This window comes from Pantoea sp. PNT03, assembly GCF_014852515.1.
In the GTDB taxonomy this organism is placed as follows: domain Bacteria; phylum Pseudomonadota; class Gammaproteobacteria; order Enterobacterales; family Enterobacteriaceae; genus Pantoea; species Pantoea leporis.
Map to the genome: position 1 here is coordinate 300,285 of NZ_JACVBT010000005.1, position 14,427 is coordinate 314,711.

14 protein-coding genes and 1 other annotated feature are annotated in these 14,427 nt (G+C 55.8%); of the genes, 6 read left to right on the forward strand and 8 right to left on the reverse strand.

Annotation, left to right across the window (positions count from 1 at the left end; all coding sequences use genetic code 11):
* Positions 1 to 26 precede the first annotated feature (26 nt).
* Positions 27 to 857, reverse strand: coding sequence for a DUF6024 family protein (locus IB226_RS18690; RefSeq protein WP_192236696.1), 831 nt, complete (start codon positions 855 to 857; stop codon positions 27 to 29).
* Positions 858 to 1,045: 188 nt separating this feature from the next.
* On the opposite strand from IB226_RS18690, the gene IB226_RS18695 reads away from it, so the two are divergent.
* Positions 1,046 to 1,915 carry a LysR substrate-binding domain-containing protein gene (locus IB226_RS18695; protein ID WP_101762395.1) on the forward strand — a complete coding sequence of 290 codons (870 nt, stop codon included), beginning with the start codon at positions 1,046 to 1,048 and terminating at the stop codon, positions 1,913 to 1,915.
* A 53-nt stretch (positions 1,916 to 1,968) separates the two neighbouring features.
* Here IB226_RS18695 and htpG read toward each other — a convergent pair whose 3' ends face one another.
* The 6 genes from htpG to IB226_RS18725 all read right to left on the reverse strand — a co-directional run bounded on the left by htpG (position 1,969) and on the right by IB226_RS18725 (position 8,143).
* On the reverse strand, positions 1,969 to 3,843 hold the full coding sequence (gene htpG, locus IB226_RS18700) for a molecular chaperone HtpG (RefSeq protein ID WP_101762396.1): 1,875 nt from the start codon (positions 3,841 to 3,843) through the stop codon (positions 1,969 to 1,971).
* Positions 3,844 to 3,942: 99 nt separating this feature from the next.
* Positions 3,943 to 4,548, reverse strand: a complete 606-nt coding sequence (gene recR / locus IB226_RS18705; RefSeq protein WP_008103873.1) for a recombination mediator RecR — start codon at positions 4,546 to 4,548, stop codon at positions 3,943 to 3,945.
* On the reverse strand, positions 4,548 to 4,877 hold the full coding sequence (locus tag IB226_RS18710; RefSeq protein WP_008103874.1) for a YbaB/EbfC family nucleoid-associated protein: 330 nt from the start codon (positions 4,875 to 4,877) through the stop codon (positions 4,548 to 4,550). The genes recR and IB226_RS18710 overlap by 1 nt, the downstream gene beginning before the upstream one ends.
* A 50-nt stretch (positions 4,878 to 4,927) precedes the next feature.
* The gene (gene dnaX / locus IB226_RS18715; protein WP_192236697.1) at positions 4,928 to 6,907 is read right to left on the reverse strand and encodes a DNA polymerase III subunit gamma/tau; all 1,980 of its coding nucleotides are present in this window, start codon (positions 6,905 to 6,907) and stop codon (positions 4,928 to 4,930) included.
* Positions 5,525 to 5,586: a sequence feature (DnaX frameshifting element), on the reverse strand. It overlaps the preceding gene by 62 nt.
* A 151-nt stretch (positions 6,908 to 7,058) precedes the next feature.
* Positions 7,059 to 7,610 carry an adenine phosphoribosyltransferase gene (gene apt, locus IB226_RS18720; RefSeq protein WP_008103878.1) on the reverse strand — a complete coding sequence of 184 codons (552 nt, stop codon included), beginning with the start codon at positions 7,608 to 7,610 and terminating at the stop codon, positions 7,059 to 7,061.
* A gap of 149 nt (positions 7,611 to 7,759) precedes the next feature.
* Positions 7,760 to 8,143 (reverse strand): DUF454 family protein, encoded by a 384-nt coding sequence (locus IB226_RS18725; RefSeq protein WP_101762399.1) that lies wholly within the window; start codon positions 8,141 to 8,143, stop codon positions 7,760 to 7,762.
* A 58-nt stretch (positions 8,144 to 8,201) separates the two neighbouring features.
* Here IB226_RS18725 and priC point away from each other — a divergent pair, with 58 nt between their 5' ends.
* Genes priC through rsmS form a run of 3 tightly spaced genes read left to right on the forward strand, consistent with a single transcriptional unit; the run spans position 8,202 to position 9,179 of the window.
* Positions 8,202 to 8,714, forward strand: coding sequence for a primosomal replication protein PriC (gene priC / locus IB226_RS18730; RefSeq protein ID WP_192236698.1), 513 nt, complete (start codon positions 8,202 to 8,204; stop codon positions 8,712 to 8,714).
* A gap of 52 nt (positions 8,715 to 8,766) precedes the next feature.
* A complete protein-coding gene (locus IB226_RS18735; RefSeq protein ID WP_192236699.1) occupies positions 8,767 to 9,012 on the forward strand; it encodes a GlsB/YeaQ/YmgE family stress response membrane protein in 246 nt (81 codons plus the stop codon).
* Positions 9,013 to 9,020: 8 nt separating this feature from the next.
* Positions 9,021 to 9,179 (forward strand): pleiotropic regulatory protein RsmS, encoded by a 159-nt coding sequence (rsmS, locus tag IB226_RS18740; protein ID WP_101762402.1) that lies wholly within the window; start codon positions 9,021 to 9,023, stop codon positions 9,177 to 9,179.
* On the opposite strand, the gene acrR is transcribed toward rsmS, so the two are convergent.
* Entirely contained in the window at positions 9,166 to 9,804 is a 639-nt protein-coding gene (gene acrR / locus IB226_RS18745) for a multidrug efflux transporter transcriptional repressor AcrR (RefSeq protein ID WP_101762403.1), read from the reverse strand. The genes rsmS and acrR overlap by 14 nt on opposite strands.
* 142 nt (positions 9,805 to 9,946) lie before the next feature.
* Between acrR and IB226_RS18750 the strand changes: the two genes are divergently transcribed.
* Positions 9,947 to 11,137, forward strand: a complete 1,191-nt coding sequence (locus tag IB226_RS18750; protein WP_101762404.1) for an efflux RND transporter periplasmic adaptor subunit — start codon at positions 9,947 to 9,949, stop codon at positions 11,135 to 11,137.
* A gap of 16 nt (positions 11,138 to 11,153) precedes the next feature.
* On the forward strand, positions 11,154 to 14,303 hold the full coding sequence (locus IB226_RS18755; RefSeq protein WP_101762405.1) for a multidrug efflux RND transporter permease subunit AcrB: 3,150 nt from the start codon (positions 11,154 to 11,156) through the stop codon (positions 14,301 to 14,303).
* Positions 14,304 to 14,427 lie beyond the last annotated feature (124 nt).

The window sequence follows — 14,427 nt, forward strand, 5'->3', positions numbered from 1 at the left end:
AGCAAATACCAGCAGAGTGCCCGTTTTTAGGAATCACGGCTAAGCATGAGTAGGTCTTTGAGGCGTTTTTTCAGTGCGGGTGTGACGTTCAGCTGTTTGTTGACCCCGCCGCGCACGTCGGCGCGCAAGCGTAATTGCGCCTGTTCGGGCAGCACCTGAACATCCTGCGGCAATTCACTGGCATTGAGGCCGTTCGGCAGCGGAAAAAGCGCAAAGGGTAATCCCGGTTGCTGAATGGAGTGCAGGATGAATGGCGAGTCGAGCGCGATTTTTTCCACCATCGCAATATTGTACGGACGCCATTCGCTCTCCTTCATCATTGCCAGCGCCTGTTCTGGCGCGCCACCGAGCGCTAATCCTTGCTCAAACAGCCGCAGCTCACTGCGCACCAATGTGCTGAAATCGGCGGTGCGCAATGCGATTAACACCAGATCGCCGCATAACGCCGAATGGCGATCAAGGCGGGCGACAAACAGTCGCGCATCGCTCACCAGCCGTTTGTGTAGCTGCGTGGCAAACGACTCCGATGCATCGGTGACGCCGTGGCTTTGACATTCGCTCAACGCACGCACGCGACCTTGCTGCATATCAACATGATCCACCAGCGCAATGTTGCCCGCCGTCATTGGCAAGGTAGGCAGCACGCTCAGTTCACTAACCGGATAGTGCGAGGCATAGCGCGTGTGATTACGTGATTGCTCCTGACGGAGAAACAGCTGGGAAAGCAGCACTCGCGAGATATGCAAAGAGGGAGCGAAAAAGAGATCGAAATTTTCAAGCCGGTAATAGCGGGAAAGCGAGCCGCGAAGCTTATCGCGCGCCGCCGCCGCCCTGGCAGAAGCAAGTTGTGGAGCCATCGCGTGGTATGTCTCTGGTTATTATGCTGTGTGTGGGAGGTGAAACCTGCGGTGATAGTCGGCGTAAAACACAGAGAGCCGTAGCCGTCAACCTGCCAGAATCTGGTGGAAAGGTTAGGCCAATGCGGCTGGACATTAAAATGATATAAACTGACAATCCCTGTTAGGTTTTTACACAGGGGACGAGTATGACCGTGCTTCCATCGTTACGTGCACTGCACTATTTCCACCAGGCGGCACTGTTCAGCAGTTTTAGCGTAGCGGCCGAACGTCTGCATGTCACCCATAGCGCCATTAGCCATCAGGTTCGACAGCTGGAGAGCTGGATGGGGAAGCCGCTGTTTGTGCGTACTAATGGACGCGTCAAATTAACCTCACACGGTGAACGTTTGCTGGTGAGTTGTCAGAAAGCCTTTAGCGAGCTCTCCACCACCTGCGAAAGCATCCGTACCGGCATGCGCCATCATATCAGCGTCTCCTGCGCGCCCAGCTTTCTCTCGCAATGGCTGATTCCGCGCATCGCCAGCTTCTATCAGCGCTATCCCGATATTGAAGTGCAGTTTCAGCCGCTGGTAGAGATTGACCAGCTGCGCAGCGAGCATACCGATGTGCTGATTCTCAGCGCCGAGCAGTCGCCGGATGACGATATTGATGCCACTTTGATCAGCGATGATTACATCGGCCCGCTGTGCGCCCCGCAGTTTGCCGCCCGCTTTCAAAGCGAGCAGGATCTCGCCTCACTGCCGCTGCTGCACGCCGATACGCGGCTGCATGCGTGGGCCGAATGGGCGAAAACCAGCGGCGTACGCGGCAATTACTGGATCGGCAAGCATTTCGATAATTTGACGTTAGCCATTCAGGCGGCGAGAAACGGATTGGGCGTGATTATGGCGCCACGCTTGCTGGTGCGTCAGGAGTTGAGTGACGGCACCTTGATCGCACCGCTGGGCTTTGTGCGCGTCGATCGCGCCACGTTGATGATGACCAAGACTTCGCGTCAGCACGATGCAGAGATTACGTTGTTTCGCGATTGGTTGCGGGATCAGGCGCAGATTTAACAGCAGATATAAAAAAGGTCGCCATTCATGGCGACCTTTCGGGTTTGGTGCGATTACGCCGTCAGCAACTGGTTCATGCGACGGATGAACTGGTTTGGATCGTCAAGCGTACCGCGCTCGGCGAGCAGCGCCTGATCCAGCAGCAGCTCAACCCACTCGGCAAAGCGCGTCTCGTCCTGGGTATCAGCCACGCGTTTCACCAGCGTATGATCCGGATTGATCTCGAAAATGTACTTCACGTCCGGCACGTCCTGACCGGCCGCGGCAAACAGCTTCGCCATCTGCGTGGTCATTTCGTTAGCATCGGTGGTGACGATCGCTGGCGTGTCAGTGAGACGATGCGTCAGACGCACCTCTTTCACACGCTCGCCCAGCAGCGTTTTCACGCGCTCAACAAACGGCTCCAGCGCCTTCTCCGCTTCTTTCTGCTCTTCGGTCTCTTCATCGGCCAGTTTGCTCAGCGAATCATCCGCTTTGCTGACTGACTGGAAGGTTTTGCCGTCGAACTCGGTGAGGTAGCTCATCATCCATTCGTCGATACGATCGGAGAGCAGCAGCACTTCGATGCCTTTCTTGCGGAACAGTTCCAGATGCGGGCTGCTCTTCGCAGCGGCATAGCTGTCGGCGGTGATGTAGTAAATCTTGTCCTGACCTTCCACCATGCGCGTCACGTAATCGTCGAGCGAAACGGTCTGCTCAGCGCTTTCGCTCTGGCTGGTGGCAAAGCGCAGCAGTTTGGCAATCTGTTGCTGGTTAGCGTTGTCTTCGGCTGGACCTTCTTTCAGTACCAGACCGAACTCTTTCCAGAACTGCTGATATTTTTCCGCGTCGTCTTTCGCCAGCTTCTCTAACATCTGCAGGCTACGCTTGGTCAGCGCGCCACGCAGGCTCTGGGTCACACGGCTGTCCTGCAGGATTTCACGCGAAACGTTGAGCGGCAGATCGTTGGAATCTATCAAACCACGCACGAAGCGCAGGTAGTTCGGCATGAACTGCTCGGCATCGTCCATGATGAACACGCGCTGTACGTAGAGTTTCAGGCCGTGCTTGCTGTCGCGGTTCCACATGTCGAACGGCGCACGCGCCGGGATATACAGCAGGCTGGTGTATTCCTGCTTACCTTCCACGCGGTTATGGCTCCAGATCGCCGGATCGCTGAAATCGTGGGCGATGTGTTTGTAGAACTCGTTGTACTCGTCGTCGCTGATCTCAGACTTGTTGCGCGTCCACAGCGCCTGGGCTTTGTTGATCTTTTCCCAGGTGGTGGTGTCGCTCTCTTCGTCTTTGCTTTCAATCTCAACCGGCAGCGCGATGTGATCGGAGTATTTGCTGATCACGTTACGCACGCGCCACGCATCAAGGAAATCATCTTCGCCTTCACGGAAGTGCAGCGTGATTTCGGTACCGCGATCGGCTTTCTCAATCTCCGCCAGCGTATATTCGCCTTCGCCAGCAGATTCCCAGAACACCGCTTCATCGGCTTTAGCGCCGGCGGCGCGGGTGCGCACGGTGACTTTATCCGCCACAATGAACGCAGAGTAGAAGCCCACGCCAAACTGGCCGATCAGCTGGCTGTCTTTCGCCTGGTCGGAGCCCATGGATTCGAGGAAGGATTTGGTGCCGGATTTAGCGATGGTGCCGAGGTTCTCAATCACCTCATCACGGCGCATACCGATGCCGTTATCGCTGAGCGTCAGCGTGCGATTTTCCGGATTGACCGAGATACGTACGCGCAGGTCGCCGTCGCCTTCATACAGATCGGGCGTCGACAGCGCGCGGAAGCGCAGTTTGTCGGCGGCATCTGAAGCGTTGGAAATCAGCTCGCGCAGGAAAATCTCTTTATTTGAATAGAGTGAATGGATCATCAGGTGCAGAAGTTGTTTTACCTCTGACTGGAAGCCACGCGTCTCTTGTCCTTTCATGGTCATTGCTACCTCAACTGAATCGGGGTTGATGATACGTTGAGAGAGAAATGGGGATGAAGGAGAGGATTTCAAGCCGATGTCTGTGAAGACATCGGCAAGTGATTAGAAATTAATCTTGTGGCGTCCGGCGAGCGAGTGCGACAGCGTGGTGCCATCGACCATTTCCAGCTCACCACCGACCGGCACACCGTGTGCAATGCGGCTGGCATCAACGCCATATTGTCCGCACAACTCGGCGATGTAGTTGGCTGTGGCTTCCCCTTCCACCGTGGGATTGGTGGCGAGGATCACTTCGGTTAAGGTTTCGCGCTCGAGACGCTGCTCCAGCCGATCCAGGCCGATATCCTGTGGACCAATGCCATCCAGCGGTGACAAGTGCCCCATCAGCACAAAGTAGCGGCCGCCAAACTGGCCGGTCTGCTCAATGGCGTGGATATCTGCCGGGCTCTCCACCACACAAATCTGGCCGTTTTGCTGACGACGCGGATTGGCGCAGATGGTGCAGATTTCCTGTTCGGTGAAGGTACGGCAATCGGCGCAGTGACCGATTTCCGACATGGCGCGGGTCAATGCCTGCGCCAGACGCATGCCACCGCTACGATCGCGCTGCAACAGCTGAAAAGCCATACGCTGCGCCGACTTCGGGCCAACGCCCGGCAGGCAGCGCAACGACTCCATCAAAGATTCAAGCAGTGGACTGGTTTGCATCAGAACGGCATCTTGAAGCCGGGCGGCAGCTGCATACCTGAAGAGACCGCAGCCATCTTCTCTTTCTGCGTTTCGTCAATACGGCGTGCCGCATCGTTGAAGGCCGCGGCGATCAGATCTTCCAGCATGTCTTTGTCATCTTCCAGCAAGCTAGGATCGACTTCAACACGACGGCAGTTGTGCGCACCGTTGATGGTTACTTTAACCAAGCCAGCGCCTGATTCACCGGTCACTTCGATCGCGGCGATCTCTTCCTGCACTTTGGCCATTTTGTCTTGCATCTGCTGGGCCTGTTTCATCAGGTTGCCCAATCCGCCTTTACCAAACATAGTTTTCTCTCTCTGCTGGGGCTGCGCGCAGTTGACGCGCGGCAGCATGTTCACACCGGTCGAATACTCTCTTCATCCAAATCGGCATCGAAGAATCGACGCAATGTCTGAATATGGGTATCGCTTTCGATCGACTGTCGCGCCTGCGACAGCTTCTCTTCATAAATGGCCTGACGCCACTCCAGTGGCGTCAATACCGTAGGATTATCGTCTTCAATAATCGTCAATTCAACCGGCTGACCGGCAGACTGACTTAGCGCTTCCGCCAGCGCCTGCCTGGCAGAAGCTGAATTCAGATGGCGCTGACTGCTGCGCAGATGCAGCGTAACGCCTGCTTCGCCCACCTCTTTCCACGCATTGAGCGCCACTTGCTGCACCAGTTTTGGTAGCGTCAGCGCGGCGATTTCAGCAGCCCACGCATCGCGCTGCTGGGCTTCTTCCGCCAGACGCAGCGCCAGCTCAGGGGTTTTCTCATGCTCCAGTGCCGAACGCAAGGCTTTTGGCGTCGCCACCGGCTCCGCTTTAACCTCTACCGGCAGCTGCGTTTTCCAGCGATAAGCTTCCGGTTTGGCCGGGGCTTTTACCGTGGGTTCGGACGCACGTTGTTGCACACGTTCAGTGACGCTAGCGAGACGTTCCAGCGCCGGATTCGCCGGCCGCGCGGAACGCGCTGCCGGCTCACTCTTTTTTGCTTTGCCGGCTCCCTGACGCAGCAACTGCGTTCGCGCCTGTAACAACTGGCTGGTGGAGTCAGGTAACGGATCGGGCGCGGGCTGCATGTCTGGATAATCATCCGACACCGGCGGCGCGTCAGGGTTTGGCGGTGCCATCTGCGGCTGCGCAGCCGGTGCGGGCGCGGCTTTCGCTGCGGCTTGTGGCGCAGCAACCTGCGGCGCAGCTTGTGGCGTCAAGGTGGGACGCGCCACCGGCTCCGCAATCGTTGCCTGCGGATGGAACGCCAGCGCCCGCAGCAGCGTCATCTCTACGCCTAAGCGCCGATCCGGTGCCAGCGGCAGATCTTTACGTCCCATCAACAACGTTTGGTAATAGAGCTGCACGTCAGCCGGTGGCAGCACGCGCGCTAACTCGCGCAGGCGATCGGCCTGGCTGAGATCGTCCTCGCTGAGCGAGCTTGGCAGCAGCTGCACCATCGCAATGCGGTGCAGTAAACGCAGCATCTCGACCAGCAGCGCTTCCCACTCAACCCCACGCGACGCGGCCTGATTCAGCAGCGCCATCACCTGTTCACCCTGGCCATCCACCAGCGCTTCAATCAGCGCCAGCGGCTGTTCATCGTCGAGCGTGCCGAGCATTTGTGCCACGGTGTCACGCGTTACGCTGCCCTGCCCCATGGCAATCGCCTGGTCGGTCAGACTCAGCGCGTCGCGCATGCTGCCATCAGCGGCGCGTGCCAGCAGATGCAGCGCGCGCGGTTCGGCAGCAATCTGCTCCTGCTGCAACACATGCGCCAGCTGCTGCTGGATTTGCTCCACGTCCAGCGCTTTGAGATGGAATTGCAGGCAACGGGACAGAATCGTCACAGGCAGCTTCTGCGGATCGGTGGTCGCCAGCAGGAATTTCACGTGCGATGGCGGCTCTTCCAGCGTTTTCAGCAGCGCGTTGAAGCTGTGACGCGACAGCATGTGCACTTCATCGATCAGATAGACCTTGAAGCGACCGCGCGCTGGCGCGTACTGCACGTTATCGAGCAGATCGCGCGTATCTTCAACTTTGGTGCGTGATGCGGCATCGATCTCAATCAGATCGACAAAACGGCCCTGCTCGATTTCGCGGCAGTTATCGCATTGCCCGCACGGCGTTGACGTGATGCCGGTTTCACAGTTAAGCCCCTTCGCCAGCAGACGGGCGATCGAGGTTTTCCCGACGCCGCGTGTGCCAGAAAAGAGATAAGCATGATGGATTCGTCCCAGTGACAACCCGTTGGCCAGCGCAGTCAGCACATGTTCCTGACCGACTACGTCAGCGAAGGCCTGGGGACGCCATTTTCGCGCAAGTACCTGATAGCTCATGTGGATTCAATCACTGGAATTTAGGGAGAAGGGAGAAAATGCGGCTTCGCAAACCCTGTTTATTTTGGCAGTAGTTTAACAGTCACCAGCGGATCAGCAACCACTAACTTTGCAGAGGTGGCGCCCCGCCGTGCAGCGGAGCGCGCAGGCCTTAGTGGCCGGGGAAATTCACCAGGCTGAAGCACTCGACGCCCATGGCAGTCAGGCGGGCTTCACCGGTCAGGTCAAACAGATTAATCACGAATGCGGCGTCTTTCACTTCTCCACCGGCGCGGCGGATCAGCTTCACCGTTGCTTCCAGCGTGCCGCCAGTCGCCAGCAGATCGTCCACCACCAGCACCACATCGCCTGGTTTGATGGCATCTTTGTGCAGTTCCAGCGCATCGGTGCCGTACTCCAGCTCGTAGCTTTCGCTGAAAGTTTCACGCGGCAGTTTGCCCGGCTTACGCACCGGCACAAAACCCACGCCCAAACCCAGCGCCACCGGTGCGCCAAACAGGAAGCCACGCGCTTCCGTTCCCACCACCTTGGTGATGCCTTTGTTACGATAACGCTCCACCAGAATGGCGATCGACGCGGCATACGCCTGCGGATCTTCCATAAGACTGGTCACGTCACGGAACAGAATGCCCGGCTTCGGATAGTCAGGAATGCTTTTAATGCTGTTTTTGATGAGTTCAAGCTGCTGCGCAGTTGCGGTCATAAATGTTACGCCTGGAGAAAATATCTAATACGCGCAGCTTCTCTAGCGCCAAACCCCGGAAACCGGGTTAAGCGAAGTCGTTTATAAGGGAAGCCACGCACGAAGATGCCCAAATCTATGCAAATACCCGGCTAAATGCAACCCTCACGCTACTGTTGTGGCGGGTTGGCATCCTCGGTTACAACCGGAATGCGCCACATAAAAAGCAGCAGCAGGCACAGCATCGCGCCTAACAGGATGCGCACCCACAGCAGGTTTACTAAATAAAGGGACACCGAAAAGGTAATCACAATCAGCAACATGGCGCGCCCTTTGGCGCCGGGCGGCATGGCACGATGCTGCTGCCAGTGGCGAATAAAGCGACCAAACGGCGACTTCCATAGCAACCAATGATGGAAACGCGGCGACGAGCGGGCAAAACACCAGGCCGCCAGCAACACAAATGGCGTCGTCGGTAATAAAGGTAATACAATGCCCAGCGTACCTAGCACAATCGCCAGCCAGCCAAGGCTCAGTAGTAAAATGCGCTGCATGCCTGATGCCTGAATAAGTCAAAAACAGCGTTACGTTAACACAGTCGGAAACAGAGTGATGCCCCAACCGCCCGCCCAGCAACGTCTCCATGCCATGTTAGAGTTACTGCGCCAGCAGATTGCGCAGCAGCCGGATGGTGCCTGTCGTCAGCCCCGTTTTGATTCTCACCTGTTTCGCACCAGCGGCACGCGCCTGGCGGATTATCTGCGCGAACTGGAAGTCAATGTGACGCAGTTAACCGCTGCTGACACTGATGTGGAGCGCCGTCAATGGCTGGCGGAGAAAGTGCTGGATCAAATTGCCGCATTACAGCGCGAATGCCAGAGCCAGCAGCTGCGCGTCAAGCGCGAGCGGCCACGTGTCGATGCACGCCAGGCCAAGCGTGAAGAGTATCAAGGCTACGAAAAACGCTTACTGGCGATGATTGCTCAGCGCGAGCAGCATCTGGCGCGCGCTGAAACGCTGAGCGTTCAGCAGCAGTTAATTCGTGAAGTCGATCAGCTGCAAGAACGTTTGGCACGCTGCCGCGCCGCTATCTACAAACTGGAGTTGCCGCCTATGCCGCGCTGAACGCGGCGCTTTTTCCTCTATACTCATTGCGGTGAGAAAAAGGAGTAAAATCATGACGCTGGTATTATGGATTGTGATCGGTTTAGCGGCAGGCTGGCTCAAACGGGTGATTTTTCCCGGTCGTCCGGGAGGATTTGTGCCGACGTTGATACTGGCGGTGATTGGCGCGCTGATTGGCGGCTATATCGCCACCTACTTCACCACCGGCGATCTGGCCGCCCTGCATCCAGCCGGTTTCGCCAGCGCACTGCTGGGCGCACTATTAATGCTGCTGGTCGCGGCGAAATTACGTATTTAGGAGAAAAAATGTCACTGGACAGCGCACCCGACGACATCAAACTTGCCGTCGATCTGATTCAACTGCTTGAAGAGAATAATGTCCCTACCGCCACCGTGCTGGCTGCGTTGGCGATTGTTCAGCGGGATTATGAGCAGAAACAAGCGGCGGAAATCAAGGCCGACTAAGCAGCGTTGGACTTAGGCGCAACATATCAAGAAACGCATCCACCAGCTGAGGCGCATCGGCTGCCAAATCAAAACTTTGCGGGTTGAACAGCCAGCTTTCCATCATGCCATTAATATAGCCGCGCATCAGTAGCGCCGCCTGACGCGTATTCAGGTTCTCAGGCAATTGGCTGGCATCAATACAAAGACGTAGTACAGTTTCAATTCGATCGTAACACGCTTGCAGTAAGCTCTGCTGCATATCCTGTAACGTCGACATTTCGCCAACAAACTCACATTTGTGAAAGATAATCTCCATTAATGCGCGTCTTTGCGGATCCTTTGCTGTGGCGTCAAGGATATAGATCAACATAGAACGAACAACAGAAAGTGGATCGCCCGGGTATTTTGTCTGATACTCAAGTTCCACATCGTCCAGCCCAGCGTCACAACGCAGCCAGATTTCCTGTAAGAGATCGGCTTTATTTTTGAAGTGCCAGTAGATAGCCCCGCGCGTGACGCCGGCCGCTGTTGCGATATCCGCCAGAGACGTGGCGGCCACACCATGTTCGGAAAAGTGTGCTAATGCGGCGTCAAGAATTTGATGCCGTGTTTCAAGAGCTTGCGCTTTGGTTTTTCGTGCCATGCTGGGCTTGTTTTACAAACTTGTAAGTTTACATACATTTGTGAATGTATGTACCATAGCATGACCCGTGTTTTAACGCAGCAATGGGTTTATCGGTTTGTGATCCATTGATCATTTGATATCGGACACTAGAGGTTTATTTATGAATAAAAACAGAGGATTAGCGCCTCTGGCGGCCGTCCTGATGCTATCAGGCAGCTTTGTGTTAACAGGATGTGATGATAATAAATCCCAGCAAGCCGCCCAGCAGCAGCCCCCAGAAGTGGGTGTTGTAACGTTAAAAAACGAACCCTTGAAAATTACCACCGAGCTGCCGGGCCGTACCTCGGCTTTCCGCGTTGCGGAAGTTCGCCCTCAGGTGTCAGGAATTATCCTCAAGCGTAATTTTGTTGAAGGTAGTGATGTAAAAGCCGGTCAGTCGCTTTATCAGATTGATCCCGCAACCTATCAGGCGGCCTACGACAGCGCTAAAGCGGATCTCGCCCAGGCTGAAGCCAATGCGCGTGTTGCGCAGTTAACCATTACTCGCTATAAGCCGCTGCTGGGTACCAAGTACATCAGTCAGCAGGACTATGACACCGCCGCTGGCACCGCAGCCCAAACTGCTGCTGCCGCCCAGGCTGCGCGTGCCAACGTCGAAACTGCGCGCATCAATCTGGCGTATACCAAAGTGACGTCACCCATCAGCGGCCGTATTGGTAAATCGTCGGTAACCGAAGGTGCGCTGGTTTCCAACGGGCAAACCACTGCCCTGGCGACCGTGCAACAGCTCGATCCTATGTATGTCGATGTGACCCAATCCAGTGATGATTTCCTGCGTCTGCGCGCAGAGCTGGAATCCGGTCAGTTGAAACAGAACGACGGTAAGGCCAACGTCACCCTGCTGATGCAAAACGGTAACGCATACCCGCAGACAGGCACATTGGAATTCTCTGATGTGAGCGTGGATGAAACCACCGGCTCGATCACGCTGCGCGCCATCTTCCCGAACCCGGACAATCGCCTGCTGCCAGGCATGTTTGTTCGTGCGCGTCTGGATGAGGGCACCAATCCCACCGCACTGCTGGTGCCGCAACAGGGCGTAACACGCACCCCAACCGGTCAGGCAACCGCAATGGTGGTTGGCGCAGATAATAAAGTGGAATCGCGTAACATCACCGCTAATCAGGCATTTGGCGACAAATGGCTGGTGACGGAAGGTCTAAAAGAAGGCGATCGGGTGATCACCACCGGTATCCAGCGTGCCAAACCGGGTGCGCAGGTGACGCCAAAAGAAGTCTCCGATGATGCCAAAGCTGCACCAGAATCACCGTCTGCTAAATCATCGTCATAACAGGAGCCACTGATACATGGCTAAGTTCTTTATTGATCGCCCCATTTTTGCGTGGGTGCTCGCCATCATCATCATGTTGGCCGGTGTGCTATCGATTATCAGCCTGCCGATTGAGCAATATCCCAATGTTGCACCGCCGGCGGTTGAAATCCAGGCCACCTATCCGGGTGCTGATGCGAAAACGCTGCAAGATTCGGTGACGCAGGTCATCGAGCAAAACATGAACGGTATCGATGGACTGATGTATATGTCCTCGAGCAGTGACTCGTCGGGGACATTGACGCTGACGCTGACCTTCCAATCCGGTACTGATGCCGATATCGCGCAGGTTCAGGTGCAGAACAAACTGCAGCTGGCCACGCCGTTACTGCCACAGGAAGTACAGCAACAGGGTATTCAGGTTAAGAAATCCTCTAGCAGCTTCCTGATGGTGGCGGGTTTTGTCAGTGATGACGGCACCATGACGCAGAATGATATTTCTGACTATGTTGCTTCAAACATCAAAGATCCGGTTAGCCGTATGCCGGGTGTCGGTGATACTCAGGTGTTTGGTGCGCAGTATGCGATGCGCATCTGGCTGGACCCACACAAGCTGAACAACTATTCACTGACACCAGTGGATGTGATCAATGCGCTGAAAGTCCAGAACACCCAGATCGCCGCGGGTCAGTTGGGCGGTACGCCACCTGTACCGGGCCAACAGCTGAATGCCTCGATCATTGCGCAAACCCGTCTGACATCGACAGATGAGTTCGGCAATATTCTGCTGAAGGTGAATCAGGATGGTTCGCAGGTACGTCTGCGTGACGTGGCGAAGATTGAACTCGGTGGTGAAAACTACGAGATCATCGCGCGTTATAACGGCAAACCGGCTTCCGGTATCGGTATCAAACTGGCCACCGGCGCTAATGCACTGGACACCGCCGATGCGGTGAAAGCTGAACTGGCGAAACTGGAGCCGTTCTTCCCGGCAGGCATGAAAACGGTTTATCCGTACGACACCACACCGTTCGTGAAAATTTCGATTTTCGAAGTGGTGAAAACGCTGTTTGAAGCAATCGTGCTGGTGTTCCTGGTGATGTATCTGTTCCTGCAGAACTTCCGTGCGACGCTGATTCCAACCATCGCCGTTCCTGTTGTGTTGCTCGGAACCTTTGCGATCATCAGTGCCTTTGGCTACTCGATAAACACCCTGACGATGTTCGGGATGGTGCTCGCCATCGGCCTGCTGGTGGATGACGCCATCGTGGTGGTAGAGAACGTCGAACGTGTAATGGCGGAAGAAGGCTTACCGCCGAAAGAAGCGACCAAACGTTCGATGGAGCAGATTCAGGGCGCATTGGTCGGTATTGCCTTGGTGCTGTCAGCGGTATTTATTCCAATGGCGTTCTTCGGTGGTTCAACCGGCGTCATTTATCGCCAGTTCTCCATCACCATCGTTTCGGCGATGGCGCTGTCGGTGCTGGTGGCGTTGATCCTGACGCCTGCGCTTTGTGCCACCATGCTGAAGCCAGTGGAGAAAGGCGCTCACGGCAAAACCACCGGTTTCTTCGGCTGGTTTAACCGCCTGTTTGATAAGAGCACCAACCACTACGTTGATAGTGTTGGTCATATCATTCGCAGCACCGGCCGTTACCTGCTGATTTATCTGGTGATCGTGGTCGGCATGGCGTACCTGTTCCTGAAACTGCCTACCTCATTCCTGCCGGAAGAGGATCAGGGTTTGTTACTGGCGCAGGCGCAATTGCCAGCCGGTGCTACCCAGGAACGTACCCAGAAAGTATTGGATCAGGTGACGGATTACTTCCTGACCAAAGAGAAAGACAGCGTTAATTCCGTGTTTACCGTTAACGGCTTCGGCTTCGCCGGTCGTGGACAGAACACCGGTATTGCGTTCGTCAGCCTCAAGCCGTGGGATGAGCGTGGCGATGCCAACCTGAAAGTGCCTGCGATTGCCGGTCGTGCCATGCAGGCGCTCGGTCAAATCAAAGATGCGATGGTGTTCCCGTTCAACCTGCCAGCAATTATCGAACTGGGTAACGCCACCGGCTTCGACTTCATGCTGACCGATCAGGGCAACCTGGGTCACGAGAAGCTGACCGCCGCGCGTAACCAGCTGTTTGGCATGATCGCCCAGCATTCGGATACGCTGGTGGGTGTGCGTCCAAACGGCATGGAAGATACGCCGCAGTACAAACTGATCATCGATCAGGAGAAAGCGCAGGCGCTGGGTGTGTCGCTGTCCGACATCAATACCACGCTGGCTTCAGCATGGGGCGGTTCTTACGTCAACGACTTCATCGACCGCGGTCGCGTGAAGAAGGTGTACGTTATGGGCAAGGCCGATTCACGTATGTTGCCGGACGATATCAGTAAATGGTACGTGCGCAACAGCGGCGGCACCATGGTACCGTTCTCCGCCTTCTCTTCGGCGAAGTGGCAGTACGGTTCACCGCGTCTGGAACGTTACAACGGCTTGCCATCGATGGAGATTCTGGGCCAGGCTGCGCCAGGCAAGAGCTCCGGTGATGCCATGAACCTGATGGAAGAGTTGGCAGGAAAACTGCCGGCGGGTATTGGTTACGACTGGACCGGCATGTCCTATCAGGAACGCTTGTCAGGTAACCAGGCTCCGGCGCTGTATGCTATCTCACTGATTGTGGTGTTCCTGTGTCTGGCCGCGCTGTATGAGAGCTGGTCGATTCCGTTCTCGGTCATGTTGGTGGTACCGCTGGGTGTTGTCGGCGCACTGATCTTCACCACGCTGCGCGGCTTAAGTAACGACGTCTACTTTGTGGTGGGCTTGTTGACTACCATAGGATTGTCGGCGAAGAACGCCATCCTGATTGTCGAATTCGCCAAGGATTTGATGGAGAAGGAAGGTAAAGGGTTGGTGGAATCCACGCTGGAAGCATCCCGTATGCGTCTGCGTCCGATTTTGATGACCTCACTCGCCTTTATCCTCGGCGTAATGCCGCTGGCGATCAGCACCGGTGCGGGTTCTGGCGCACAAAATGCGGTAGGTACCGGCGTAATGGGCGGGATGGTAACAGCGACCGCGCTGGCTATCTTCTTCGTTCCGGTGTTCTTCGTGGTGGTACGTCGCCGCTTCAGTAAGAACAAAGGTGACCTGGAACACGGTCATCCGGTTGAGCACAAACACTAAGTTTTACTCTTCCCCAAAAAGGCCGCTGATGCGGCCTTTTTTATTGCTGTTTCCCTGCCCCGCCAAAATCCCTGCGTTTTTCACGGTTGCAATCAGCCATATTCGGGCTCATACTATTGTTATA